This window comes from Streptomyces sp. (assembly GCF_031181705.1).
Taxonomy (GTDB): Bacteria; Actinomycetota; Actinomycetes; order Streptomycetales; family Streptomycetaceae; genus Streptomyces.
In genome coordinates, this window is the sequence record NZ_JAPSKN010000018.1 from 1 (window position 1) to 22190 (window position 22190).

The 22190-nt window shown below is 72.9% G+C and carries 23 protein-coding genes; 14 read left to right on the forward strand and 9 right to left on the reverse strand.

The features are described from left to right. The first annotated feature begins 387 nt into the window (after window positions 1-387). On the forward strand, window positions 388-2034 hold the full coding sequence (locus RIN80_RS06235) for a phospho-sugar mutase (protein WP_309094482.1): 1647 nt from the start codon (window positions 388-390) through the stop codon (window positions 2032-2034). Between the two features lie 43 nt (window positions 2035-2077). Here RIN80_RS06235 and RIN80_RS06240 read toward each other — a convergent pair whose 3' ends face one another. Both RIN80_RS06240 and RIN80_RS06245 read right to left on the reverse strand, forming a co-directional pair. After that, a complete protein-coding gene (locus RIN80_RS06240; protein WP_309094483.1) occupies window positions 2078-2437 on the reverse strand; it encodes a DUF6204 family protein in 360 nt (119 codons plus the stop codon). A gap of 360 nt (window positions 2438-2797) precedes the next feature. Continuing rightward, entirely contained in the window at window positions 2798-3502 is a 705-nt protein-coding gene (locus tag RIN80_RS06245) for a PH domain-containing protein (protein WP_309094484.1), read from the reverse strand. Between the two features lie 101 nt (window positions 3503-3603). On the opposite strand from RIN80_RS06245, the gene deoC reads away from it, so the two are divergent. Genes deoC through RIN80_RS06260 form a run of 3 tightly spaced genes read left to right on the forward strand, consistent with a single transcriptional unit; the run spans window position 3604 to window position 6936 of the window. Continuing rightward, window positions 3604-4566, forward strand: coding sequence for a deoxyribose-phosphate aldolase (gene deoC, locus RIN80_RS06250; protein WP_309094485.1), 963 nt, complete (start codon window positions 3604-3606; stop codon window positions 4564-4566). Between the two features lie 21 nt (window positions 4567-4587). Continuing rightward, entirely contained in the window at window positions 4588-6045 is a 1458-nt protein-coding gene (locus RIN80_RS06255; protein ID WP_309094486.1) for an aldehyde dehydrogenase family protein, read from the forward strand. Then, entirely contained in the window at window positions 6046-6936 is an 891-nt protein-coding gene (locus tag RIN80_RS06260) for an aldehyde dehydrogenase family protein (protein WP_309094487.1), read from the forward strand. It begins immediately after the preceding gene. A gap of 66 nt (window positions 6937-7002) precedes the next feature. Here RIN80_RS06260 and RIN80_RS06265 read toward each other — a convergent pair whose 3' ends face one another. Next, window positions 7003-7413, reverse strand: a complete 411-nt coding sequence (locus RIN80_RS06265) for a hypothetical protein (protein WP_309094488.1) — start codon at window positions 7411-7413, stop codon at window positions 7003-7005. A gap of 56 nt (window positions 7414-7469) precedes the next feature. Here RIN80_RS06265 and RIN80_RS06270 point away from each other — a divergent pair, with 56 nt between their 5' ends. Further along, on the forward strand, window positions 7470-8168 hold the full coding sequence (locus tag RIN80_RS06270) for a uridine kinase (RefSeq protein WP_309094489.1): 699 nt from the start codon (window positions 7470-7472) through the stop codon (window positions 8166-8168). 514 nt (window positions 8169-8682) lie between these two features. On the opposite strand, the gene RIN80_RS06275 is transcribed toward RIN80_RS06270, so the two are convergent. Then, window positions 8683-9438, reverse strand: a complete 756-nt coding sequence (locus RIN80_RS06275; RefSeq protein WP_309094490.1) for a SigE family RNA polymerase sigma factor — start codon at window positions 9436-9438, stop codon at window positions 8683-8685. 237 nt (window positions 9439-9675) lie between these two features. Here RIN80_RS06275 and afsQ1 point away from each other — a divergent pair, with 237 nt between their 5' ends. The 5 genes from afsQ1 to RIN80_RS06300 all read left to right on the forward strand — a co-directional run bounded on the left by afsQ1 (window position 9676) and on the right by RIN80_RS06300 (window position 13624). Then, a complete protein-coding gene (afsQ1, locus tag RIN80_RS06280) occupies window positions 9676-10353 on the forward strand; it encodes a two-component system response regulator AfsQ1 (RefSeq protein WP_010048893.1) in 678 nt (225 codons plus the stop codon). Next, a complete protein-coding gene (locus RIN80_RS06285; protein WP_309094491.1) occupies window positions 10350-11957 on the forward strand; it encodes a HAMP domain-containing sensor histidine kinase in 1608 nt (535 codons plus the stop codon). The genes afsQ1 and RIN80_RS06285 overlap by 4 nt, the downstream gene beginning before the upstream one ends. 122 nt (window positions 11958-12079) lie before the next feature. After that, entirely contained in the window at window positions 12080-12676 is a 597-nt protein-coding gene (locus tag RIN80_RS06290) for a hypothetical protein (RefSeq protein WP_309094492.1), read from the forward strand. 85 nt (window positions 12677-12761) lie between these two features. Next, the gene (locus tag RIN80_RS06295) at window positions 12762-13346 is read left to right on the forward strand and encodes a VanZ family protein (RefSeq protein WP_309094493.1); all 585 of its coding nucleotides are present in this window, start codon (window positions 12762-12764) and stop codon (window positions 13344-13346) included. A gap of 65 nt (window positions 13347-13411) precedes the next feature. Beyond that, the gene (locus RIN80_RS06300; RefSeq protein WP_309094494.1) at window positions 13412-13624 is read left to right on the forward strand and encodes a PspC domain-containing protein; all 213 of its coding nucleotides are present in this window, start codon (window positions 13412-13414) and stop codon (window positions 13622-13624) included. Between the two features lie 82 nt (window positions 13625-13706). Here RIN80_RS06300 and RIN80_RS06305 read toward each other — a convergent pair whose 3' ends face one another. Beyond that, a complete protein-coding gene (locus RIN80_RS06305) occupies window positions 13707-14063 on the reverse strand; it encodes an ATP-binding protein (protein WP_309094495.1) in 357 nt (118 codons plus the stop codon). A gap of 141 nt (window positions 14064-14204) precedes the next feature. After that, a complete protein-coding gene (locus RIN80_RS06310) occupies window positions 14205-15362 on the reverse strand; it encodes an adenosine deaminase (protein WP_309094496.1) in 1158 nt (385 codons plus the stop codon). Between the two features lie 123 nt (window positions 15363-15485). On the opposite strand from RIN80_RS06310, the gene RIN80_RS06315 reads away from it, so the two are divergent. Continuing rightward, entirely contained in the window at window positions 15486-16244 is a 759-nt protein-coding gene (locus RIN80_RS06315; RefSeq protein WP_309094497.1) for an alpha/beta hydrolase, read from the forward strand. Window positions 16245-16356: 112 nt separating this feature from the next. Here RIN80_RS06315 and RIN80_RS06320 read toward each other — a convergent pair whose 3' ends face one another. Next, a complete protein-coding gene (locus tag RIN80_RS06320; RefSeq protein ID WP_309094498.1) occupies window positions 16357-17310 on the reverse strand; it encodes a LysR family transcriptional regulator in 954 nt (317 codons plus the stop codon). A 63-nt stretch (window positions 17311-17373) separates the two neighbouring features. On the opposite strand from RIN80_RS06320, the gene RIN80_RS06325 reads away from it, so the two are divergent. Beyond that, the gene (locus RIN80_RS06325; RefSeq protein WP_309094499.1) at window positions 17374-18645 is read left to right on the forward strand and encodes an MFS transporter; all 1272 of its coding nucleotides are present in this window, start codon (window positions 17374-17376) and stop codon (window positions 18643-18645) included. A gap of 211 nt (window positions 18646-18856) precedes the next feature. Beyond that, window positions 18857-19873 (forward strand): sigma-70 family RNA polymerase sigma factor, encoded by a 1017-nt coding sequence (locus RIN80_RS06330; RefSeq protein WP_309094500.1) that lies wholly within the window; start codon window positions 18857-18859, stop codon window positions 19871-19873. On the opposite strand, the gene RIN80_RS06335 is transcribed toward RIN80_RS06330, so the two are convergent. Further along, window positions 19757-20143: an STAS domain-containing protein gene (locus RIN80_RS06335; protein ID WP_309094501.1), complete on the reverse strand. Its 387-nt coding sequence runs from the start codon at window positions 20141-20143 to the stop codon at window positions 19757-19759. The two genes, RIN80_RS06330 and RIN80_RS06335, sit on opposite strands and share 117 nt — an antisense overlap. A gap of 136 nt (window positions 20144-20279) precedes the next feature. On the opposite strand from RIN80_RS06335, the gene RIN80_RS06340 reads away from it, so the two are divergent. Then, a complete protein-coding gene (locus tag RIN80_RS06340; protein WP_309094502.1) occupies window positions 20280-21200 on the forward strand; it encodes an AEC family transporter in 921 nt (306 codons plus the stop codon). A 7-nt stretch (window positions 21201-21207) separates the two neighbouring features. On the opposite strand, the gene RIN80_RS06345 is transcribed toward RIN80_RS06340, so the two are convergent. Then, window positions 21208-22008 carry a helix-turn-helix domain-containing protein gene (locus RIN80_RS06345; RefSeq protein ID WP_309094503.1) on the reverse strand — a complete coding sequence of 267 codons (801 nt, stop codon included), beginning with the start codon at window positions 22006-22008 and terminating at the stop codon, window positions 21208-21210. Between the last annotated feature and the right edge of the window lie 182 nt (window positions 22009-22190).

The following is a 22190-nucleotide window of genomic DNA, read 5'->3' on the forward strand; positions in this document are numbered from 1 at the left end:
GGGCCGCGACTCCGCCACCCGCATGGGCTCCCTGCTCGCCCAGGTCCTGGGCCGCCTGTAAGACACACGGCGCGGCGGGGGTGCGCCCCAGCGGCACGCCTGCCCGCAGCCGGGGCCGGACGCGCCCTCACCCGCCGGACGCCGGAAGGGGCCGTGTCGGGGGGTGTCCGCCCGCAGCGGTTGGCGCGTCAACGGGGAGTGAGTCGGCACGCACGTCGATCGCGCCGTTCCGAGAACGGACACCCCCCGGCGCGGCCCCGACCCCCCACCCGGCGTCACGCGCCACGCGCACCCCACCACCCCCGCACAGGCCGCCGCGGGCATCCGCACTCGCGCCGCACCGCACCCGCACCCGCACCCACGACAACCGGAGAGGCTGACCACACCGTGCACGACGAACTCATCGCACAGGCCCAGGCGTGGCTCACCGAGGACCCCGACCCGGACACCCGCACCGAGCTCGCCCGCCTCATCGAGGCCGGGGACCACGCCGAACTCGCCGCCCGCTTCAGCGGCACGCTCCAGTTCGGCACCGCCGGCCTCCGCGGCGAACTCGGCGCCGGCCCCCTGCGCATGAACCGCACGGTCGTCATCCGCGCCGCCGCCGGCCTCGCCGCGTACCTCAAGAAGCAGGGGACCCCGCACGGGGACGACACGGCCGGCCTCGTCGTCATCGGCTACGACGCCCGGTACAAGTCGCGCGACTTCGCCCTCGACACCGCCGCAGTCATGACCGGCGCCGGCCTGCGCGCGGCGATCCTCCCCCGCCCGCTGCCCACGCCCGTCCTCGCCTTCGCGATAAGGCACCTCGGCGCGGTCGCCGGTGTGGAGGTCACCGCCAGCCACAACCCGCCGCGCGACAACGGCTACAAGGTGTACCTCGGCGACGGCTCCCAGATCGTCCCCCCGGCGGACATCGACATCGCCGCGGAGATCGCCGCCGTCCCGTCCCTCACCACCGTCCGCCGCCCCACCGAAGGCTGGGACACCCTCGACGACAGCGTCCTCGACGCCTACCTCGCCCGCACGGACGCCGTCCTCGCCGAGGGCTCCCCGCGCACCGCCCGCACGGTGTACACGGCGATGCACGGCGTCGGCAAGGACGTCCTGCTGGCCGCCTTCGCCCGCGCCGGTTTCCCGGAACCGGTCCTCGTCGCCGAGCAGGCCGACCCCGACCCGGACTTCCCGACCGTCGCGTTCCCCAACCCGGAGGAGCCCGGCGCGATGGACCTGGCGTTCGCCAAGGCCCGCGAGACCTCCCCGGACCTGATCATCGCCAACGACCCGGACGCGGACCGCTGCGCCGTCGCCGTACAGGACGGCACCGACTGGCGCATGCTGCGCGGTGACGAGGTCGGCGCGCTCCTCGCCGCCCACCTGGTCCGGCGCGGCGCGACCGGCACGTTCGCGGAGTCGATCGTCTCGTCGTCCCTGCTCGGCCGTATCGCCGAGAAGGCGGGCCTGCGCCACGTCGAGACGCTGACCGGCTTCAAGTGGATCGCCCGCGCGGAGGGCCTGCGCTACGGCTACGAGGAGGCCCTCGGCTACTGCGTGGACCCCGACGGCGTCCGTGACAAGGACGGCATCACGGCGGCGCTCCTGGTCGCGGAACTGGCCTCGCAGCTGAAGGAGGAGGGCCGCACCCTCCTCGACCTGCTGGACGACCTGGCGGTGGAACACGGCCTGCACGCGACGGACCAGCTGTCGGTCCGCGTGGAGGACCTCTCCCTCATCGCGGCGGCCATGACCCGCCTGCGCGAGCAGCCCCCGACCGAGCTCGCCGGTCTGCCGATCACCCGCACCGACGACCTCACCCAGGGCTCGGACACCCTCCCGCCCACGGACGGCCTGCGCTACACCCTCGAAGGCGCCCGGGTCATCGTCCGCCCGAGCGGCACGGAGCCGAAGCTGAAGTGCTACCTGGAGGTCGTCGTCCCGGTCGCCTCGCACGCCGGCCTCCCCGAGGCCCGCGCGAAGGCGACGGACGTACTGCAGTCGATCAAGCGCGACCTGTCGGCGGCCGCGGGCATCTGACCCGAGGGGCGCCCGGTCGCCCCCCGGGCGCCCCCGGCCCCGGTCAGCAGCCCCGCTTCGCGGCCTCACGCCGCTGCCGCTTGCCCAGAGGCGCCAGGGAGAGGTCCTCGGCCGACGACCTGAGGTTCTTGTAGCCGTATCCGCGCTGCTCCAGCCAGGCCCGCGCGGCGTTCTCGGCCCGCTCCGTCGCCTCCAGGATGTCCTCCTCGGCCTCCCCGGAGTCCAGGAACCGGAACGTGAAGGCGGGGCGGGCCGCCACGTCGTAGGCCAGGTGTCCCTCGGGGGTGAAGGCCGCGCGCAGCATGTCGTGCTCGGCGGCGCGCTCCAGCAGCGCGGCCCGCTGCTCGTCGCTCAGCCCGTCGAAGACCCCGCGCACGGTGACGCGGAAGGTACGAGTGCTCATCCCCGCAACGTAGGCCCGCAGCCCCGCCCGCTCCACCGCTTTTCCGCCCACCCGGCCCGCCGGAACCCTCCGCACCGGCGACCACCGCCCCACGGGAACCGTCGGTACCGGCGACCACCCGCCCGCCGGAGCCCTCCGCCCGGCGACCACCGGGCCCGCCGAACCCCCCGCCCGGCAGCCGTCCGCCCCACCGGAGCCCTCGGCCCACCGCCACCGGAACCAACACCCCGGCGGCCACCCAGCCCGCCGAACCGTCATCGCACAGCCACCGGAACAGACGCCAGGACCGGGCCCCCGGGACCAGCCCAGGCCACCCCAGGCCACCCGCGGCTGCTCCAGGCCACCCGCCCCCGGGGACCCTCAGCCCAGCGCCACCAGGACCAGCACCAGCACCGCCCCCGCGGCCGCCGGGCCCAGGATCTCCCAGGCCCAGCGCACGGTCACCTCACCCTGCGCCGACGCCGCCTCGCGCCGGTCCTCGTGCAGCGCGCGCAGGTCGTCCATGATCCGGTCGGTCTCGGCCCGCACCGGCCCGTCGGACACGGGCCCGGCCTCGAAGCCGCCACCGAGCCCCGACCGCGTTCCGGTCACGCCGCCGCGGCCCCCGTCCTGCCCCATCTGCCGCCGTGCCTGCGCCGTCGCCCGCATCTCGCGCCGGGCGGCCTTCTTGCGGGCACGCAGCGAGACGGGGACGGCCCACAGCTGGTACTTCGCGCCGGACCCGGTGAGGACCTCGTTCGAGTAGGCGGACCTCAGCGAGGCGACCTGCCCCCAGGGCACCACGACGATCCGCCAGGGATTGCGGATCCGCAGCCGGTCGTGGCCCACGAACACGGCGGGCCGCAGCGTGAAGGCGACCACCAGCGGTACGACGAGGAGCAGCACGGCGAGGGCCAGCCAGGGCGTGCGGCCCTCGCCGTTGATCACCGCGTCGATGCCGATCCACGCGGCGATGGCGAGCAGCATCGCGCCACCGGCGATGGCCGGAACCGACCGGTGCACCCGGTCGCCGGACTCGGATTCCGTAGGCTGCGGCGCTGGTGACTGGGGTTCGGGGCTCGTCATGTCTCGATTCTGCCGGACCGGTTCCGCGCTCCGTCATCCGCCCGAGGAGAGTCGGAGGGCTGTACAGCCGCTACGCGCGTAGATATGCTCGTCTGGTGACCATGCCCAGTTCTGCACTCACCGCAGCTCACCCCCTCAAGGACGTCACCGCGTCCGACAGCGCGCTGCGCCGCTTCCTCCACGGGCTCCCGGGCGTCGACGCGGTCGGACTCGAAGGACGTGCGGCCTCCCTCGGGACGCGTTCGATCAAGACGACCGCGAAGGCGTACGCGATCGACCTCGCCATCTCGATGGTCGACCTGACGACGCTGGAAGGCGCGGACACCCCGGGCAAGGTCCGGGCGCTCGGCGCGAAGGCGGTCAGGCCCGACCCGACCGACCGTACGACGCCCTCGACGGCCGCGGTCTGCGTCTACCCCGACATGGTGGGCGTGGCCAAGGAGGCCGTCGCCGGCTCCGGCGTGAAGGTCGCCTCGGTGGCCACGGCGTTCCCGGCCGGCCGCGCCTCGCTCGACGTGAAGCTGACCGACGTCCGCGAGGCCGTCGCCGCCGGCGCCGACGAGATCGACATGGTCATCGACCGCGGGGCGTTCCTCGCGGGGCGATACTTGAAGGTGTACGACGAGATCACCGCCGTGAAGGAGGCCTGCGGCAGCTCGGCGCGCCTGAAGGTCATCTTCGAGACGGGCGAGCTCTCGACGTACGACAACATCCGCCGCGCGAGCTGGCTCGGGATGCTGGCGGGGGCGGACTTCATCAAGACCTCCACCGGAAAGGTCGCGGTCAACGCGACCCCGGCGAACACGCTGCTGATGCTGGAGGCGGTGCGCGACTTCCGCGCCCAGACCGGCATCCAGGTCGGTGTGAAGCCGGCCGGCGGCATCCGCACCTCCAAGGACGCCATCAAGTTCCTCGTGCTGGTCAACGAGACGGCGGGCGAGGACTGGCTGGACAACCACTGGTTCCGCTTCGGCGCCTCCTCGCTCCTCAACGACCTGCTGATGCAGCGCCAGAAGCTGGCCACCGGCCGCTACTCCGGTCCCGACTACGTGACGGTGGACTGAGACCCCATGAGCATGGACAACGTGTCATCCGTATTCGCATACGCCCCGGCCCCCGAGTCGCGCGCGATCGTCGACATCGCGCCCTCCTACGGCCTGTTCATCGACGGCGAGTTCGTCGAGGCGGCGGACGGCAAGGTCTTCAAGACCGTCTCGCCGTCCTCCGAGGAGGTCCTGTCCGAGATCGCGCAGGCCGGTTCCGAGGACGTCGACCGCGCGGTGAAGGCCGCGCGCAGGGCGTTCGGGTCGTGGTCGGCGCTGCCCGGCTCGGAGCGCGCCAAGTACCTGTTCCGCATCGCGCGGATCATCCAGGAGCGATCCCGCGAGCTCGCCGTCCTCGAGACCCTCGACAACGGCAAGCCGATCAAGGAGACCCGCGACGCGGACCTGCCCCTGGTCGCGGCGCACTTCTTCTACTACGCGGGCTGGGCCGACAAGCTCGACCACGCGGGCTTCGGCCCGAACCCGCGCCCGCTCGGTGTCGCGGGCCAGGTCATCCCCTGGAACTTCCCGCTGCTGATGCTGGCGTGGAAGATCGCCCCGGCGCTCGCGACGGGCAACACGGTCGTGCTGAAGCCGGCCGAGACGACCCCGCTGTCCGCCCTGTTCTTCGCGGACATCTGCCGCCAGGCGGGCCTGCCCAGGGGCGTCGTCAACATCCTCCCCGGCTACGGCGACGCGGGCGCGGCGCTGGTGGCCCACCCCGACGTGAACAAGGTGGCCTTCACCGGTTCCACGGCCGTCGGCAAGGAGATCGCCCGCACGGTCGCCGGGACCAGGAAGAAGGTCACCCTGGAGCTGGGCGGCAAGGGCGCGAACATCGTCTTCGACGACGCTCCGATCGACCAGGCCGTCGAGGGCATCGTCAACGGCATCTTCTTCAACCAGGGCCAGGTCTGCTGCGCCGGCAGCCGTCTGCTGGTCCAGGAGTCGATCCACGACGAGCTGCTCGACTCGCTCAAGCGGCGGCTGTCCACGCTGCGCCTGGGCGACCCGCTGGACAAGAACACCGACATCGGCGCGATCAACTCGGCGGAGCAGCTCACCCGCATCACCTCGCTCGTCGAGCAGGGCGAGGCGGAGGGCGCCGAGCGCTGGTCCCCGGCGTGCGAACTGCCGGAGAGCGGCTACTGGTTCGCCCCGACGCTGTTCACGAACGTCACCCAGGCGCACACGGTCGCCCGGGACGAGATCTTCGGCCCCGTCCTGTCGGTGCTGACGTTCCGCACCCCGGACGAGGCGGTCGCCAAGGCCAACAACACGCCGTACGGCCTGTCCGCCGGCATCTGGACGGAGAAGGGCTCGCGCATCCTCGCGGTCGCGAACAAGCTCCGGGCGGGCGTCGTCTGGTCCAACACGTTCAACAAGTTCGACCCGACCTCGCCGTTCGGCGGTTACAAGGAGTCGGGCTTCGGCCGCGAGGGCGGCCGCCACGGCCTGGAGGCGTACCTCGCCCCGTCGAGCCCGGAGGGCGAGCGTTAGATGAATGCAGTTGACCGTCTCAGTGTGTTCAAGACCTACAAGCTGTACGTCGGCGGGAAGTTCCCGCGTTCCGAGAGCGGCCGGGTGTACGAGGTGACCGACTCGAAGGGCAAGTGGCTGGCCAACGCGCCCCTGGCCTCCCGCAAGGACGCCAGGGACGCGGTCGTCGCGGCCCGCAAGGCGTTCGGCGGCTGGTCCGGGGCGACGGCGTACAACCGCGGCCAGGTGCTCTACCGCGTCGCCGAGATGCTGGAGGGCCGCCGGGACCAGTTCACCCGTGAGGTGGCCGACGCGGAGGGCCTGTCGAAGTCCAAGGCGGCCGTGGTCGTGGACGCCACGATCGACCGCTGGGTCTGGTACGCGGGCTGGACCGACAAGATCGCCCAGGTGGTCGGCGGCGGCAACCCGGTCGCGGGCCCGTTCTTCAACCTGTCCTCCCCCGAGCCGACCGGCGTGGTGGCGGTCCTGGCACCCCAGGAGTCGTCCTTCCTGGGCCTGGTGTCGGTGCTCGCCCCGGTGATCGCCACCGGCAACACGGCGGTCGTGGTGGCCAGCGAGAAGGCCCCGCTGCCCGCGCTGTCCCTGGCCGAGGTGCTGGCCACCTCGGACGTCCCCGGCGGCGTGGTCAACGTGCTGTCGGGCCGCACGGCGGAGATCGCCACCCCGCTCGCCGCCCACCAGGACGTCAACGCGATCGACCTCGCGGGCGCCGACGAGGTCCTCGCCAAGGAGCTGGAGATCGCCGCGGCCGACAACCTCAAGCGCGTCCTGCGTCCACAGCCTGTGGATTACGCGCAGACGCCCGGCACCGACCGCATGACGGCGTTCCTGGAGACCAAGACGGTCTGGCACCCCACGGGGTCGCTGGGCGCGTCGGGTTCCTCCTACTAGGCGCCCCACGACTGAAGCCCCGGCTCTCCTCCGTCCGGGAGGGCCGGGGCTTCGCCGTGTGCGCGGCTACCGCTGCTGCGAGAGCAGCCCCGCCGCCTGTCCCACCACCGGGATGCCCGCGATCGACCGGGCCTGCGCCACCGGCCCCGTCAGCGCCTGGGACGTCATCGGCTTGAAGTCGGCGAGCTGGGTGCCGACGCCGTTGTCGAGCGGGTCGACTCCCGTGCCGGCGAGCGGGTTGGGCTTGAGGCCGGCGACCGGGCCGGTGACGTAGCCGAGCGTGCCGGTCGTGGCCTGCAGGCCGGACTGGGGGTCGATCCTGCCGAGGTCGGTGGGTCGCGTGTTGACCACGCCGAGGAGGGACGTGGTGTCCGCCGCGGCGGTCGCCGTGCCCGCGCCCAGCGCCGCTCCCGCGGTGGCGAGGACGGCCAGAGCACGCCGGGCGGTCGGCTTCTTGGGGGAGTCGTGTCGGGCCATCGCTGCCACCTTCTGATGCACTCGGTAACCGAATCAACGCGAAGGGTAGTTGAGGTGTGACGCCCGCATCAAAGCCGACCCGCGGGGTCGTACGGCCCCCGGCGGATGCCCCACACTGGTGTCCCGTGAGTTCCCCTGCGTCCATACCCGCGCGAGTCGTGCTGCTCTGCGGCCCCTCCGGCTCCGGCAAGTCCCTCCTCGCGGCCCGCTCCGGCCTCCCGGTGCTGCGCCTCGACGACTTCTACAAGGAGGGCGACGACCCGACACTGCCCCTGGTGGCGGGGAGCTCCGACATCGACTGGGACCACCCGGACTCCTGGGACGCGGACACGGCCGTCGCCGCGATCACCGAACTGTGCCGCACGGGCCGTACGGACGTTCCCGTCTACGACCTCGGGCTCAGCGCACGCACCGGCGCGGAGACGGTCGACATCGGGCGGACCCCGCTGTTCATCGCGGAGGGCATCTTCGCCGCCGAGATCGTCACGCGCTGCCGGGAGCTCGGCGTCCTCGCCGACGCGCTGTGCCTGAGCCGCGGGCCCGTGAAGACGTTCCGCCGCCGCTTCCTGCGGGATCTGCGGGAGGGCCGCAAGTCGGTGCCGTTCCTGCTGCGCCGCGGCTGGCGCCTGATGCGCCAGGAACGCACCATCGTCGCCCGCCAGACCGCCCTGGGCGCGTACGCCTGCGACCGCGACGAGGCGCTGGAGCGGCTGGCGGCAGCGGGCCGCTGCGAGGGGATGCGCACGGCGGCCTGAGGCCCCGGGCCGTGCCTCGTGGCCGCGCTCGCGGCCCGACCGGGCGCTCGGCCGAGGACGTGCGACGGATCCGCACCCCGCGCGGGGGCGCCCTCGCCGGCCTCCGGTGTGCGCCCCGGGCGGGCCTCGACGTCCGGCGGCGCGCCCGTCAGCGCCACCCGGCCCCGGGCCGGTGGCCCTTCGTCACACACGCGCCCCCGCGGAGTGGGAGTGCGCGGTCGCACCGGGCGGCGGCTCCGGCGGCGAGGACCACGCGTCGTTCGCCGCGGGACTCCGTCGCCGCCCGTCGGGTGCCGGCACGGACCGGGTCCTCCGGTGGGACCGAGCCGCCGGCGGGCAGGCGGGGACCCGCGGCGCACGCGAAGAAGCGGGACTGGACGGACCCCCCGGCCCTCCAGTCCCGCTCTCCGTTTCCCCCGTGTTCCCCCGTGTCCCCACTCTCCTGGGGAGACGCCCCCCAGCGTCTCCACAGATCCCCCGTGGGCCCCCTCTTGTGGTGCTCCCCCCCGTACCTTCAGGCGACGAGCTCGCCGAAGGCGTCCTCCTCGTCACGGCCGAAGCTGAGGACCTCGTCCTCCCGCAGCCGGCGCAGCGACCGCCAGATGCTGGACTTCACCGTGCCGACACTGATGTCGAGGATCTCCGCGATCTCCGGGTCCGTGCGGCCCTCGTAGTAGCGCAGGACCAGCATGGTGCGCTGGAGTTCGGGCAGCCGGGCCAGCGCCTGCCACAGGACCGCGCGCAGCTCGGTGCCGCGCATCGCGTCCGTGTCGCCGGGCGTCTCCGGCAGTTCCTCGGTCGGGTACTCGTTGAGCTTGCGGCGCCGCCAGGCGCTGATGTGCAGGTTGGTCATGGTGCGGCGGAGGTATCCGCCGACCGCGGCCTTGTCGCTGATCCGGTCCCACGCCCGGTAGGTCGAGAACAGCGCGCTCTGCAGCAGGTCCTCGGCCTCGAAGCGGTCACCGGTGAGGTGGTAGGCGGTGGCGTACAGGGAGGCGCGGCGCTCCTGGACGTAGGCGGTGAACTCCGCCTCCGTCAGTGAACGACGCTCCCCCGAGTCCTCCCCGTACGCGGCTCCCCCGTGAACCGCCCCCGTCCCCTTGCTCTCCCCCGTGCGTGCGTCAACCACCGTCATGAACCCGGTGTGCTGACGCCCGGCGCCGCGAGCGCACCCCCGCCCGCTCACAGCACCGGACTTCTCGGAACCCCGGTGCACGTCGTGCAGACGCGTGATCACTGCGCTGGAGCTGGTGCCGTGCAGCGTGTTCATCTCGCGCCCCCCGTCGTGGACTTCCGGTGTGCGGCCCGCCGGTCGGGCGGGCTTCCTTGCCTGTGCCGAAAAGCTTGCCGTCGCACTTTCATGGCCGTGTCCGCCGACTGTCACAGACCTGTCACAGGGGTCGGCCACAGGACCGACACACCTCGTCCACAGGGTTCACCGGTACCGGCGGGATCCTCTCGGGCCCACCGGTCGAACCCCGAGCCCTCCATGGGCCAGAATGAGCCCGTGCCTTCCCTGTTGCTGATCGAGGACGACGACGCCATCCGGACGGCCCTGGAGCTCTCACTGACGCGCCAGGGCCACCGCGTGGCGACCGCTGCCAGCGGTGAGGACGGTCTGAAGCTGCTGCGCGAGCAGCGGCCGGATCTGATCGTGCTGGACGTGATGCTGCCCGGCATCGACGGGTTCGAGGTGTGCCGGCGCATCCGGCGCACGGACCAACTGCCGATCATCCTGCTGACCGCGCGCAGCGACGACATCGACGTGGTGGTCGGGCTGGAGTCCGGGGCCGACGACTACGTGGTGAAACCGGTGCAGGGGCGGGTGCTGGACGCCCGGATCCGGGCCGTGCTGCGGCGCGGCGAGCGGGAGTCCAACGACGCGGCGACGTTCGGCAGCCTCGTCATCGACCGCTCGGCGATGACCGTGACCAAGAACGGCGAGGACCTCCAGCTCACGCCGACCGAGCTGCGGCTGCTGCTGGAGCTGAGCCGGCGGCCCGGGCAGGCGCTGTCGCGGCAGCAGCTGCTGCGGCTGGTGTGGGAGCACGACTACCTGGGCGACTCGCGGCTGGTGGACGCCTGTGTCCAGCGGCTGCGCGCCAAGGTCGAGGACGTGCCGTCGTCCCCGACGCTGATCCGTACCGTGCGGGGTGTCGGCTACCGGCTGGATCCGCCTCAGTGACCCAGCAGCACCCAGGGGGGACCCGCGGCTGGACCGCGGCACGCAAGGGAGTTCTGTCGCGGCTGCGCTTCACCAGCCTGCGGCTGAGGCTGGTCCTCGTCTTCGGCCTGGTGGCCCTGACGGCGGCCGTGTCCGCGTCCGGCATCGCGTACTGGCTCAACCGCGAGGCCGTGCTCACCCGCACCCAGGACGCCGTGCTGCGGGACTTCGAGCAGGAGATGCAGAACCGGGCGAGCGCGCTGCCCGAGCAGCCGACGCAGGACGAACTGCAGCACACGGCCGGCCAGATGGCGGGCAGCGACCAGCGCTTCAGCGTGCTGCTGGTGGCCCGCAACGCCGACGGGAAGACCGTCTACGGCAGCTCCGGCGGGCTGAGCGGCTTCTCGCTGCGGGACGTGCCGGTGTCGCTGCGCACTGCGGTGAACAAGAGGCAGCAGGCCGACGGGTCCGACAAGCACCCGTACCACCTGTACTGGCAGCGGATAGTCGACCACGACACCCCCTACCTCGTGGCGGGTACGCGGGTGATCGGCGGCGGTCCGACCGGCTACATGCTCAAGTCGCTGGAGCCGGAGGCCAAGGACCTCAACTCGCTGGCCTGGTCGCTGGGGATCGCCACGGGTCTCGCGCTGATCGGCTCGGCGCTGCTCGCGCAGGCCGCGGCGACGACCGTGCTGAAGCCGGTGCAGCGGCTCGGGGCGGCCGCCCGGCGGCTCGGCGAGGGCAAGCTGGACACCCGGCTGCGGGTGTCCGGGACCGACGAACTGGCCGATTTGTCACGGACGTTCAACAACGCGGCCGAGGCGCTGGAGAAACGGGTCGCCGACATGGCCGCGCGGGACGAGGCGTCCCGGCGGTTCGTCGCGGACATGAGCCATGAGCTGCGGACGCCGCTGACCGCCATCACCGCCGTCACGGAGGTGCTGGAGGAGGAGCTGGAGGCGGAGACCGGCAGCATGGACCCGATGATCGAGCCGGCCGTACGGCTCGTCGTCAGCGAGACCCGGCGGCTGAACGACCTGGTCGAGAACCTGATGGAGGTCACCCGCTTCGACGCGGGCACCGCCCGGCTCGTGCTGGACGACGTCGACATCGCCGACCAGATCACCGCCTGCGTCGACGCCCGCGCCTGGCTGGACGCGGTCGAGCTGGACGCCGAGCGCGGCATCCACGCCCGGCTGGACCCGCGCCGGCTGGACGTCATCCTGGCGAACCTCATCGGCAACGCGCTCAAGCACGGCGGCTCCCCGGTGCGGGTGTCCGTCCGCGAGGAGGACGACTCCCTCGTCATCCAGGTGCAGGACCACGGACCCGGCATCCCCGAGGACGTCCTGCCGCACGTCTTCGACCGCTTCTACAAGGCCAGCGCCTCCCGGCCGCGCTCCGAGGGCAGCGGCCTGGGCCTGTCCATCGCCCTGGAGAACGCCCATATCCACGGCGGCGAGATCACCGCGGCCAACTCCCCCGACTCGGGCGCCGTGTTCACCCTGCGCCTCCCGCGCGACTCCTCCGAACCCGGGGAGCGGCCCGCCGGGGACGGCGAGGAGCCGGGGGACGACGCGGGCCACGACACGGATGAGGACGCGAAGGGGGACGCCCGATGACCGTACGACGTCCACGGGCCGCGGCAGGGGCACGCGGTGCGGGCCCGGTGGCGCCCGGGAGGGCCCTCACGGCCCCGGCGGCGCGGAGGACTCGGGACCGGCGGTGGCGGCGCCCGGCGCGCGTGTCCCGGCTGGCCGGTCTCCCGGTACTCGCCGTGCTGCTGGCCGGGTGCGGGATCCGGGCCACCGAAGTGCCGACGAACTACGGGCCCGCGCCCTCGCGGGTGCAGTGTTCGCTCGCCGAGCCGGACGGGTCGGCGCAGGCCGCCCGGGGCCTGCCGGTGCAGGTGTTCCTGTTGTGCGGCTCCCAGCTCGTCACCGTCGACCGGACCGTGCGGGTACCGGACGGCACGGCCGACTCCGAGCGGCGCATCCTGGTCGCACAGGGCCTGCTGGACCAGCTCGCGCAGCCGCCCTCGCCCGCCGAGAAGGAGGCCGGGTACAGCACCGACGTACGCGGCGGCATCACGGTGGGCGGGCCCCGGCCCGGCGACCCGGACGACACGCTGCGGCTGGGCACGGCGCCGGACAGCCTCACCTCGTACGCCCTCGCGCAGATCGTCTGCACCTTCTCCGACTCGACGGCCGCCGAGGGCGACGGCTCGGTGGTCCTGGCGGGCCCCGGGGCCGAGCGGCCGCGCCGCTACGAGTGCACCGACGAGGTGCGGGCCCGCCCGGGCAGCACGGCACCGCCCTCCAAGGAGGTCGCCGCGGAGTGACGCGGACCCGCTGTGGCGCATGCCTCACCGCCGTACCGGGGCCCCTCCCGGAACCGATCCCGCCGCAGGCGGCGTCTAGGGGGGCGTGCAGCGTCAAGGCTCCATCGGCGGCAGCGCCGCGTTCCGTATCCGGGTGACAGGGGGTGTCCTCCTCGTCGCGCATCTCGCGTTCGTCGCCTGGCTGACGCTGCGGCCGCTGGACGTGCCCTGGGTGATGCCCGCCAATCTGCGGCCCTTCGCCGGCATCCGGGCCGACCTGGCCCTGGGCTGGCCGCAGGCGGTCCGCCCCATCGGCGAGAAGCTGGCCCTGCTCGCCCCACTGGGCGTGCTGCTGCCGATGGCGAGCGGCCGGCTGGTCGTCTCGCCCCTGGTGTCCCTGCTGCGCACCGCCGCGGCCGGCGCCCTGCTGTCGCTGGGCATCGAACTGCTGCAGACCGGGGTTCCCGGCCAGGTCGTCGACGTGGACTCGCTGTTCGTGAACACCGCGGGCGTCGTCCTCGCGCACCTCGCGCTGGTGCCCGCCGGCCGCTCCTGGCTGCGCCGCCGCACCGGCGCGTACCCACCCCGCGCGCCCCTGGCCGTGGAGGAGCCGGCTCAGGGTCGGACCCCGACGATTCCCAGGGTCGGGATCGCCCCGTGGAGCGACGCTTTACCCCCTTCGTCTCCGTAGCGTGGAGTGCAGATGGGGTACTCGGACCAGAGGCCTCACGCACACCGACGGTGAAGGAGCCGCACATGTCCCGCCCCGCCCGCCCCACCCACGGCCGCATGATCGGCGGAGTGTGCGCCGCACTGGCACGGCGCTTCGGCACCTCCGCGACGACGATGCGGGTGATCTTCCTGGTCTCCTGCCTGCTGCCCGGCCCGCAGTTCCTGCTCTACATCGCCCTGTGGATCCTGCTGCCCGCGGAGAGCGGGACGCAGGGCAAGGCGCAGACGGCCTGGTGACGCACCCGCGCCGGAACGCCGGTGGGGCGCACCCCGTGTCCACGGGTGCGCCCCACCGGCGTGTGTCCGCCTCGGCGTACGGTCAGCCGACCGGCACGCCGTTCACCGGCAGGCCGTGCGTGGGCAGGCCCTGCACCGGGAGACCGCCCAGCAGCTTGGCGGCGGGGCCGGTCGGGCCCTCGGCCAGCAGCTGCTCGGCCACCGGCTGGGCGGCGGCGAGACCGGCACTGGCCGCCGTCTGCCCCTGGCCCAGCGCCTCGCCCGAGCCCGGCAGCGTCTGGGAGAACTGCTCCGCCGGGAGCGCCGTGGTGACGGTCTCGAGCGTCTGGGCGGTGTCCGGAAGGGCCGGGGCGGCGGCGTTGGCGGCACCGGCGCCGGCGGCGGCGAAGGCGGCACCGAGAGCGGCGACACCGAGGGACTTGGCAGCAGACTGCTTCATGAAAGGCGTCCTCGTAATGGGATGACGGGGTGTGTGAGCGGTCCAGCGACCGTAGACACCCAGCGCCGCTCGCCGCAAACATCGAAATGCGGACGGATTGTGAACACCGCCCGCACCCGCTGTGCGCCGATTCCCGCCCGGTCAGCCCTCGGAGGGTGAAGAACCGCTGGTGGAGGCGGTTTGACGGAACAGCCATTCGGATTTCAGCTCGGCATATCCGGGCTTGATCACGTCATTGATCATGGCCAGTCGTTCATCGAAAGGAATGAACGCTGATTTCATCGCATTGACGGAGAACCACTGCATGTCGTCGAGCGTGTAACCGAACGCCTCGACAAGGTGCTCGAATTCCCGGCTCATGCTGGTGTGGGACATCAGGCGGTTGTCCGTGTTGACCGTGGCCCGGAAGTGCAGCCGGCGCAGCAACCCGATGGGGTGTTCGGCGTACGAGGAGGCGGCACCGGTCTGGAGGTTGGAGCTCGGGCACAGCTCCAGCGGGATGCGCTTGTCGCGGACGTACGAGGCGAGCCGCCCGAGTTCGACCCGGCCGTCCTCGTGGACCTGGATGTCGTCGATGATCCGCACGCCGTGCCCGAGCCGGTCGGCGCCGCACCACTGCAGGGCCTGCCAGATGGACGGCAGCCCGAAGGCCTCGCCGGCGTGGATGGTGAAGTGGTTGTTCTCGCGCTTGAGGTACTCGAAGGCGTCGAGGTGCCGGGTGGGCGGGTAGCCGGCCTCGGCACCCGCGATGTCGAAGCCGACGACACCCAGGTCGCGGTAGCGGTTGGCGAGTTCGGCGATCTCCAGGGCCCGGGCGGCGTGCCGCATGGCGGTGAGCAGGGCGCCGACGCGGATGCGCAGTCCGGCCTCCCGGGCGCGCCGCTCCCCTTCCCGGAAGCCCTCGTTGACGGCCTCGACGACCTCTTCGAGGCCGAGCCCGCCTTCCAGGTGCTGCTCGGGCGCGTAGCGCACCTCGGCGTAGACGACGCCGTCGGCGGCGAGGTCCTCGGCGCACTCGGCGGCGACCCGGACCAGGGCGTCGCGGGTCTGCATGACGGCGACGGTGTGGGAGAAGGTCTCCAGATACCGCTCCAGGGAACCGGAGTCGGCGGCCTCGCGGAACCAGAGGCCGAGCTTCTCCGGGTCGGTCTCGGGAAGCCGGGTGTAGCCGTTGCCGCGGGCGAGTTCGACGATGGTGGCGGGGCGCAGGCCGCCGTCGAGATGGTCGTGCAGCAGAACCTTGGGCGCCCGGCGGATCTGGTCCGGAGTCGGGGTGTTCGCGATGGTCTGGCTCGTCATTTCCGCACTCTAACTCCTACGCGCGTAGACGGCGCGTCCTCGACTGCTTGACGTTTCCGTCGATATGTAACGGTGACCGCCGGGACAGGTCGAGTACACCCGGCCTTCTGACACTGTTCTGTCATGGCACACCAAGCGACGCCGGCGCGCAGGGCCCGGTTGGGAAGGACACTCGGACCGGAGCCGACGGCGGTGAGCGGCGTGGTGCTGCTGCTTCCCGGCGGTGACGAGGTCTCCAGCCGCAGGCCGTCGCCGCTGCTGGCGACCGCCTCCGTGCGCGCCCTGGGGCGCCGGCTGGCCCGCGCCGGCCGGGAGGAGGGGTTCGCCGCGCACGTGGTGCACTACCGCTGCCGCGGCTGGAACGGCAGCGAGGCGAATCTCGCGCGCGACGCGGCCTGGGCCGCGGACGAGGCCGTACGGCGCTACGGAGACGTTCCGGTCTGCCTCGCCGGGGTGGGGATGGGCGGGCGGGCGGCGCTGCACGCGGGTGGGCACGAGGCCGTCAACTCCGTGGTGGCGCTCGCCCCCTGGCTGCCGGAGGAGGACGTGGCGGCGCCACCCGAACCGGTGAGGCAACTGGTGGGCCGGCAGGTGCTGATCGTGCACGGCACGAACGACGGGCGGACGGACCCGGAGTTGTCGTTCCGGCTGGCGGCGCGGGCGAAGAAGGCGAACCGGGACGTGTGCCGGTTCGAAGTGCACGCGGACGGGCACGGGTTGCACCAGTACCGGGACGAAGTGCTGGCGCTGGCCGAGGACTTCGTGATGGGGGCGGTGTTCGGGCGGCCCGTGTCGCGGCCCGTGCGGGATGCGCTGGCCGCGCCGCCGCCGTTGGGGTTGCGGATGCCGTTGGCGGCGGGGTTCAGTCCGTCGCGGGGGTAGCGCCGTCCGGCTGCCGGCGGTTCCCGGGGTGCGGGTCCGTGGCGGTCGCTCGCGCGGTTCCCCGCGCCCCTTCAGGTTTCCCCGCACCCCTTCAGGTGGGGAGCGGGCCCCTTCAGGTGGGGAGCAGGCTGCCTCTTCTGGACAGCAGGAACTTCTTGAAGGCCGCCACCGGGGGCGTGTCGGGGTGGCCCTCCAGCCAGGCCACGCCGATCTCGCGTACGGCCCGGGGAGCCGTGACCGTCAGTTCGGCCACTCCCGGGCGAGGGACCGCCGGCGGTGGCAGGAGGGCGACCCCCAGGCCCGCCGCGACCAGGCCACGCAGGGTCTCCGCCTCCTCGCCCTCGAAGGCGATGCGGGGCTTGAAGCCGGCCTCCTTGCAGAGATCGTCGGTGATGCGGCGCAGGCCGTAGCCCGGCTCCAGGGTGACGAAGGTTTCGTCGGCCGCCTCGGCGAGGCGGATGCGGCGGCGGCCGGCCAGGGCGTGGTCGGCCGGGACGACCAGGCGGAGTTTCTGTTCGTCCAGGCGGCGGGCGACCAGGTCCGGCGCGTCGGGGACCGGGGACGTCAGGCACAGGTCGAGCTCGCCGGCGCGCAGGCGTTCGAGCATGGCCTCGCCGTAGTTCTGCACGAGACTGAAGCGGACGCGGGGGTGGTCGGCGCGGAAGGCCTGGAGGAGACCGGGTACGGTCTCGGCGCCCATGGTGTGCAGGAAGCCGAAGGCCACCTTGCCGGTGGTGGGGTCGGCGTCGGCCCGGACCTCCTCGGCGGCCCGTCCGATCTCCGCCAGGGCGCGTTCGACGGAGGTGAGGAAGGTGCGGCCGGCCGGGGTGAGGGAGACCGTGCGGCCGTGCCGGGCGAACAGGTCGACGCCCAGGTCCTGCTCCAGCCGGGCCATGGAGCGGGAGAGCGTGGACTGCGGGACGTTCATCTCCCGGGCCGCGCGGGTGACGTGCTCGGTGCGGGCCACGCCGGCGAAGTACGCCAGGCGTGGCGCCAGCGTCGTCACCATGTCTTCTGTGTCACTGGACGGTGACAGCCGCTCGCCTGAACTGCGTTGATGCGCCATGGGAACGATTATGGCCGTTCCATGCATTGGACGGATCAGTCAAAGGGTCCGTACGTTCGAGGCATGTCTCCCGCCAGTACCGGGGCGTCCACCGCCGTGGGCGCCGATGCCTCCGTCCCTGCTTCCGGCTCACGCGTGTCCCCGGGCGGGCCCGGCTACCGCCGGATGAGCCTCGCCCTCTTCCTCGCGGGTGTCGCGACCTTCGCGCTGCTGTACTCCACGCAGGCGCTGCTCCCGCTGATCTCCGGCGAGTTCGGGGTCGCGGCGAGCGACGCGAGCTGGACCGTGGCGGCCGCGACGGGCGGGCTGGCGCTGTTCGTGCTGCCGATGAGCGCGCTGTCGGAGCGCTTCGGACGGCGTACGGTCATGACGGCCTCGCTGGCCGTGGCGGTGACCGTGGGGCTGCTGGTGCCCTTCGCGCCCTCGCTGGGCGTCCTGGTCGTGCTGCGGGCGCTGCAGGGCGCCGCGCTGGCCGGGCTGCCGGCCTCGGCGACGGCGTATCTCGCGGAGGAGGTCAGCCCCAAGGCGCTGGTCACCGCGATCGGGCTGTTCGTCGCGGGCAACAGTGTCGGCGGGATGAGCGGCCGGGTCATCACCGGCTGGGTCGCTCAGGAGTGGGGCTGGCGGGTCGCCGTCGGTGTCATCGGCGTGATCGCCGTGGGCTGCGCGGTGGCCTTCCGGGCGCTGCTGCCCGCCCCGCGGCACTTCACGGCCGGCTCGCTGCGGCCCGGCGTGCTGGCCCGCACGGTCCGCGACCACCTGTCCGACCCGCTGCTGTGCCGGCTGTACGCGATCGGCGCGCTGTTCATGACGGTGTTCGGCGGGGTCTACACCGTCATCGGCTACCGGTTGACCGAGGCCCCGTTCTCGCTGCCGCAGGGCATCATCGGCTCGATCTTCCTGGTGTACCTGGTCGGTACGGTCTCGGCGTCGACGGCCGGGCGCCTGGTGGGCCGGCTGGGCCGCCGGGGCGCGCTGTACGCGGCCGGCGGCACGACCACCGCGGGCCTGCTGGTGTCCCTTGCGGGCTCCCTGCCGCTGGTCCTGCTGGGCCTGGTCCTCATCACGGCGGGCTTCTTCGCGGGGCACGCGGTGGCCTCCTCGGCGGTCAGCAAGACCGCCACGCACGGCCGCGCCCAGGCCTCCGCGCTCTACCAGTCCGCGTACTACATCGGCTCCAGCGCGGGCAGTACGGCCGGCGCCCTCGCCTTCCACGCGGGCGGCTGGGCCGGGACCGTCGGGGTCGGGCTGCTGGCGGTCCTGGGCGTCGTGACGATCACGCTGTTCGGAACCCGGGCGGCCCGGCACCAGCGGCACCTCGCCACCGCCGCCTGAGATTGCGGGCCGCCCTGCTGCCGGGGGCGGCTCGGGCCGTTGCCGGGGCGGCGTGTGCGAAGGGGTGCGGCTGCCCCCGCGAGGTAGTGGATCACCACCTCCCACCTGCGCCTTCATGCGCTCGGGGGGCCGTTGTCAGTGGGCTGCGGTAGCTTCCGAAGTGCTGGGGCGCGATGGCGCGTGAACAGGACGTCCACAGGGGTGGGTGGAGATGGCGAACGGCACGGCGACACCGACGGATCTGGACACCAGGCTGGAGGCACACCGCACGGAGCTGACGGGCTACTGCTACCGGATGCTCGGCTCCTCCTTCGAGGCGGAGGACGCGGTGCAGGACACGATGGTCCGCGCCTGGCGCAGCTACGACAAGTTCGAGGGCCGCTCCAGCCTGCGCTCCTGGCTCTACCGCATCGCGACGAACGTGTGCCTGGACATGCTGACCGCGGGCAACAAGCGCGCCCGGCCCATGGACCTGACGGACTCCACCCCGCTGGCCCAGGCGGCCCTCTCCCCCCGACCGGACAACACCTGGCTGGAGCCCATGCCCGACGCCCGCGTGCTGCCCACGACCCACGACCCGGCGGAGGCGGCGGTCGCCAAGGAGTCCGTGCGGCTCGCGTTCATGGCCGCCCTGCAGCAACTCCCGGCCAAGCAGCGGGCGGTGCTGATCCTGCGCGAGGTGCTGGCCTGGAAGGCGAGCGAGGTCGCCGAGCTGCTGGACACGTCGGTGGCGTCGGTCAACAGCGCCCTCCAGCGAGCCCGGGCCACCCTCGCCGAGCGGCAGGAGCCGGGCGCGGACGCGGCCGTCTGCGACCCGCTCGACGAGGACCAGCGGAAGCTGCTGGACCGCTATGTCACGGCCTTCGAGGGCTACGACATGACGGCGCTGACGGCCCTGCTGCACGAGGACGCCGTCATGACGATGCCGCCGTTCGACCTGTGGCTGACCGGCGTGCGGGACATCACCGGCTTCATGACCACGCTCGGCGCGCCCTGCGCGGGCTCCCGGCTGGTGCCGGTCCAGGTCAACGGCCTGCCCGGGTTCGCCCAGTACAAGCCGGACCCGGAGAAGGGCGGCTTCACGCCCTGGGCCGTGCAGGTGCTGGAGATCTCAGACGGCCGGATCACCGGGTTCCACTGCTTCCTCGACACCCAGCGCTGGTTCCCGCTGTTCGACCTGCCCCTCCACCTCGAAGCGGAGCCCGACCAGGTCGAGCAGGGCGCATAGGGCCGGGTCGGGGTCGCGCAGCCGGATCCGGCCCCCGGCCCGGCGCGCGGCCAGCTGAAGCCGCGCCAGCAGGTCCACGGCGGCCAGCCCCGGCGGGCCCAGCCCTGCGACGTCGCAGACCACGACCCGGGCGCCGCCGGAGCGCAGCAGTGCCCGTACGTCGTCGCTCAGCCCGTTCACCTCGTCCCGGGTGACGGGTCCGGGCAGTACGAGCACGGGCGGTGTCATGGCGTCCACGATCGGTAGACCGGGCGGGCTGCGGTAATTCATCGGGGCGGTCCGTCCCGCCGGCGCCGTGAGGATCACATTGACCCGGGTGCGGCCCGGCCCCGAGGGTTTGCTGTATGCCCCATGCATCTGCCCCTCCCGCGCCGCGTGACCCCTCCTTCGCCGGTCGGGGGGTGCCGTGCAGGGGGTGCTGAGCGGTTTCGCCGTCATCGCCGTCGTCATCGCGGTCGGCTATCTGATCGGCCGCCGGGGGTATCTGGGGGACGGCGGGCGCGAGGTGCTCACCAAGCTCGCCTTCCACGTGGCCTCCCCCGCCCTGCTGTTCACGACGCTCGCCCGGGCCGACCTGTCGGTGATCTTCTCGGACCGGCTGCTGGTCACGGCGCTGAGCACGGCAGCGGCGGCGGGCGTCTTCGTGGCCGTGGGCGCCGCACGCGGCTGGGGGGTGGGCCGGACGACCATCGGCGCCCTGTGCTCCAGCTACGTCAACTCCGGGAACCTGGGCATCCCGATCGCCGTGTACGTGCTGGGCGACGCCTCACTGGTCGCGCCGGTGCTGCTGTTCCAGCTGGTCGGTGTCACACCGGTGGCGCTGACCGTCCTGGACCTGGCGAGCGGCGGGGCGAAGCGGCCGCTGTGGCAGCGTCTGCTCACCCCGTTGCGCAACCCGGTAGCGCTGGGCTCCCTGGCGGGGGTGGCGGCGTCGGCGTCGGGCCTGACGGTGCCGGGGCCGCTGATGGACCCCCTCGTCCTGATCGGCAACATGTCGGTCCCGGCGGTCCTGCTGGCCTTCGGCATCTCGCTGCGCGGCAGCACCCTCCCCCTGCGCGGCGCGGAGCGGACCCCCGTGCTCCTCGCCGTGACCCTCAAGTCGGTCGTCCAGCCCCTGGTCGCCTGGGCCCTGGCGGCGGGCGTGTTCGGACTGCGCGGGGCGCCCCTGCTCGACGTGGTGGTCACGTCCGCCCTGCCGGCGGCGCAGAACCTGTTCACGTACGCGAGCAGTTACCGGGTGGGCGAGGTGCTGGCCCGGGAGGCGATCCTGCTGTCGACGGTCCTGGCGGTGCCGGTCCTGGTGGTGGTGGCGGCCTTGCTGGGGTGACGGGCCCTCAGTCGGTGGCCGGCCTTCGGCCGGTGACGGCCCTTCGGTCGGAGGCGGTCCCCGTCGGGGCCGGCTCGGGGGTGGTGTCCGCCGTCGCGGGGGGCTTCGTGTAGAGGCAGTCGCGGGCCTGTTCCGCGGCGCGGGCCATGCTCTCGGTGACGAAGTCGACGAAGCGGGCGATGCCCTCCAGACGGACGGCGGCGGGGGTGCCGGGGCCGAGGATGCCGACGCCCTGCCGCGCGGCCTCGGCGATCTCGGCGCTGCCCCGGGCGGCGGCGATCATCGACTGGTACCAGACGTCGTCGTCGACGATGTAGTGCTCGCGGCGGCGCTCGTCGCGCTCGCGGCGGATGAGGCCCTGGCTCTCCAGGAACGCCACGGCCTTGGAGACGGACGCCGGGCTGACCTGGAGGCGGCGGACCAGTTCGGCGGCGGTGAGGCTGCCCTCGTCGGTGGTGTAGAGGCAGGTCAGCACCCGGGACATCATCTTGGGCAGGCCCTGCCGCATGAAGAGGGTGGTGAACACCTCCTCGTACCGGCGCACCGCCTCGGGGTCCCGGCCGTGGGGCAGCGGGGGCGCGCCGGCGTCCCGGGGCGCCGCCCGCCTGCGGCGGTGGGCGCGCTGTTCGGTGGCGCGATGGGCCAGATCGGCCCGGTAGGCGGTGGGGCCGCCGTTGCGCATCACCTCACGGGTGACGGTCGAGGTCGGGCGGTCCAGGCGTCGGGCGATCTCGGCGTAGGCGAGGCCGTCGGCCAGTCCCAGCGCGATCTGCTGGCGTTCCTGCTGGGTGAGCCTGCCTCCCGGCATCGCGATCTCCTCCGTGCTGCGGGGAAGCCCCACAGTAGCGTTCACCTGGTTTCGTTGCAACGCATCACTCGATGTTCTGTTGCGTTGAATTCCCACCCGTTGCAACGAAATACCTGCGTTCACCTGCGCTGACGTGATCCCGATGCAACAGACTTGTTGCCGAATTCATGAACGCAACGTAG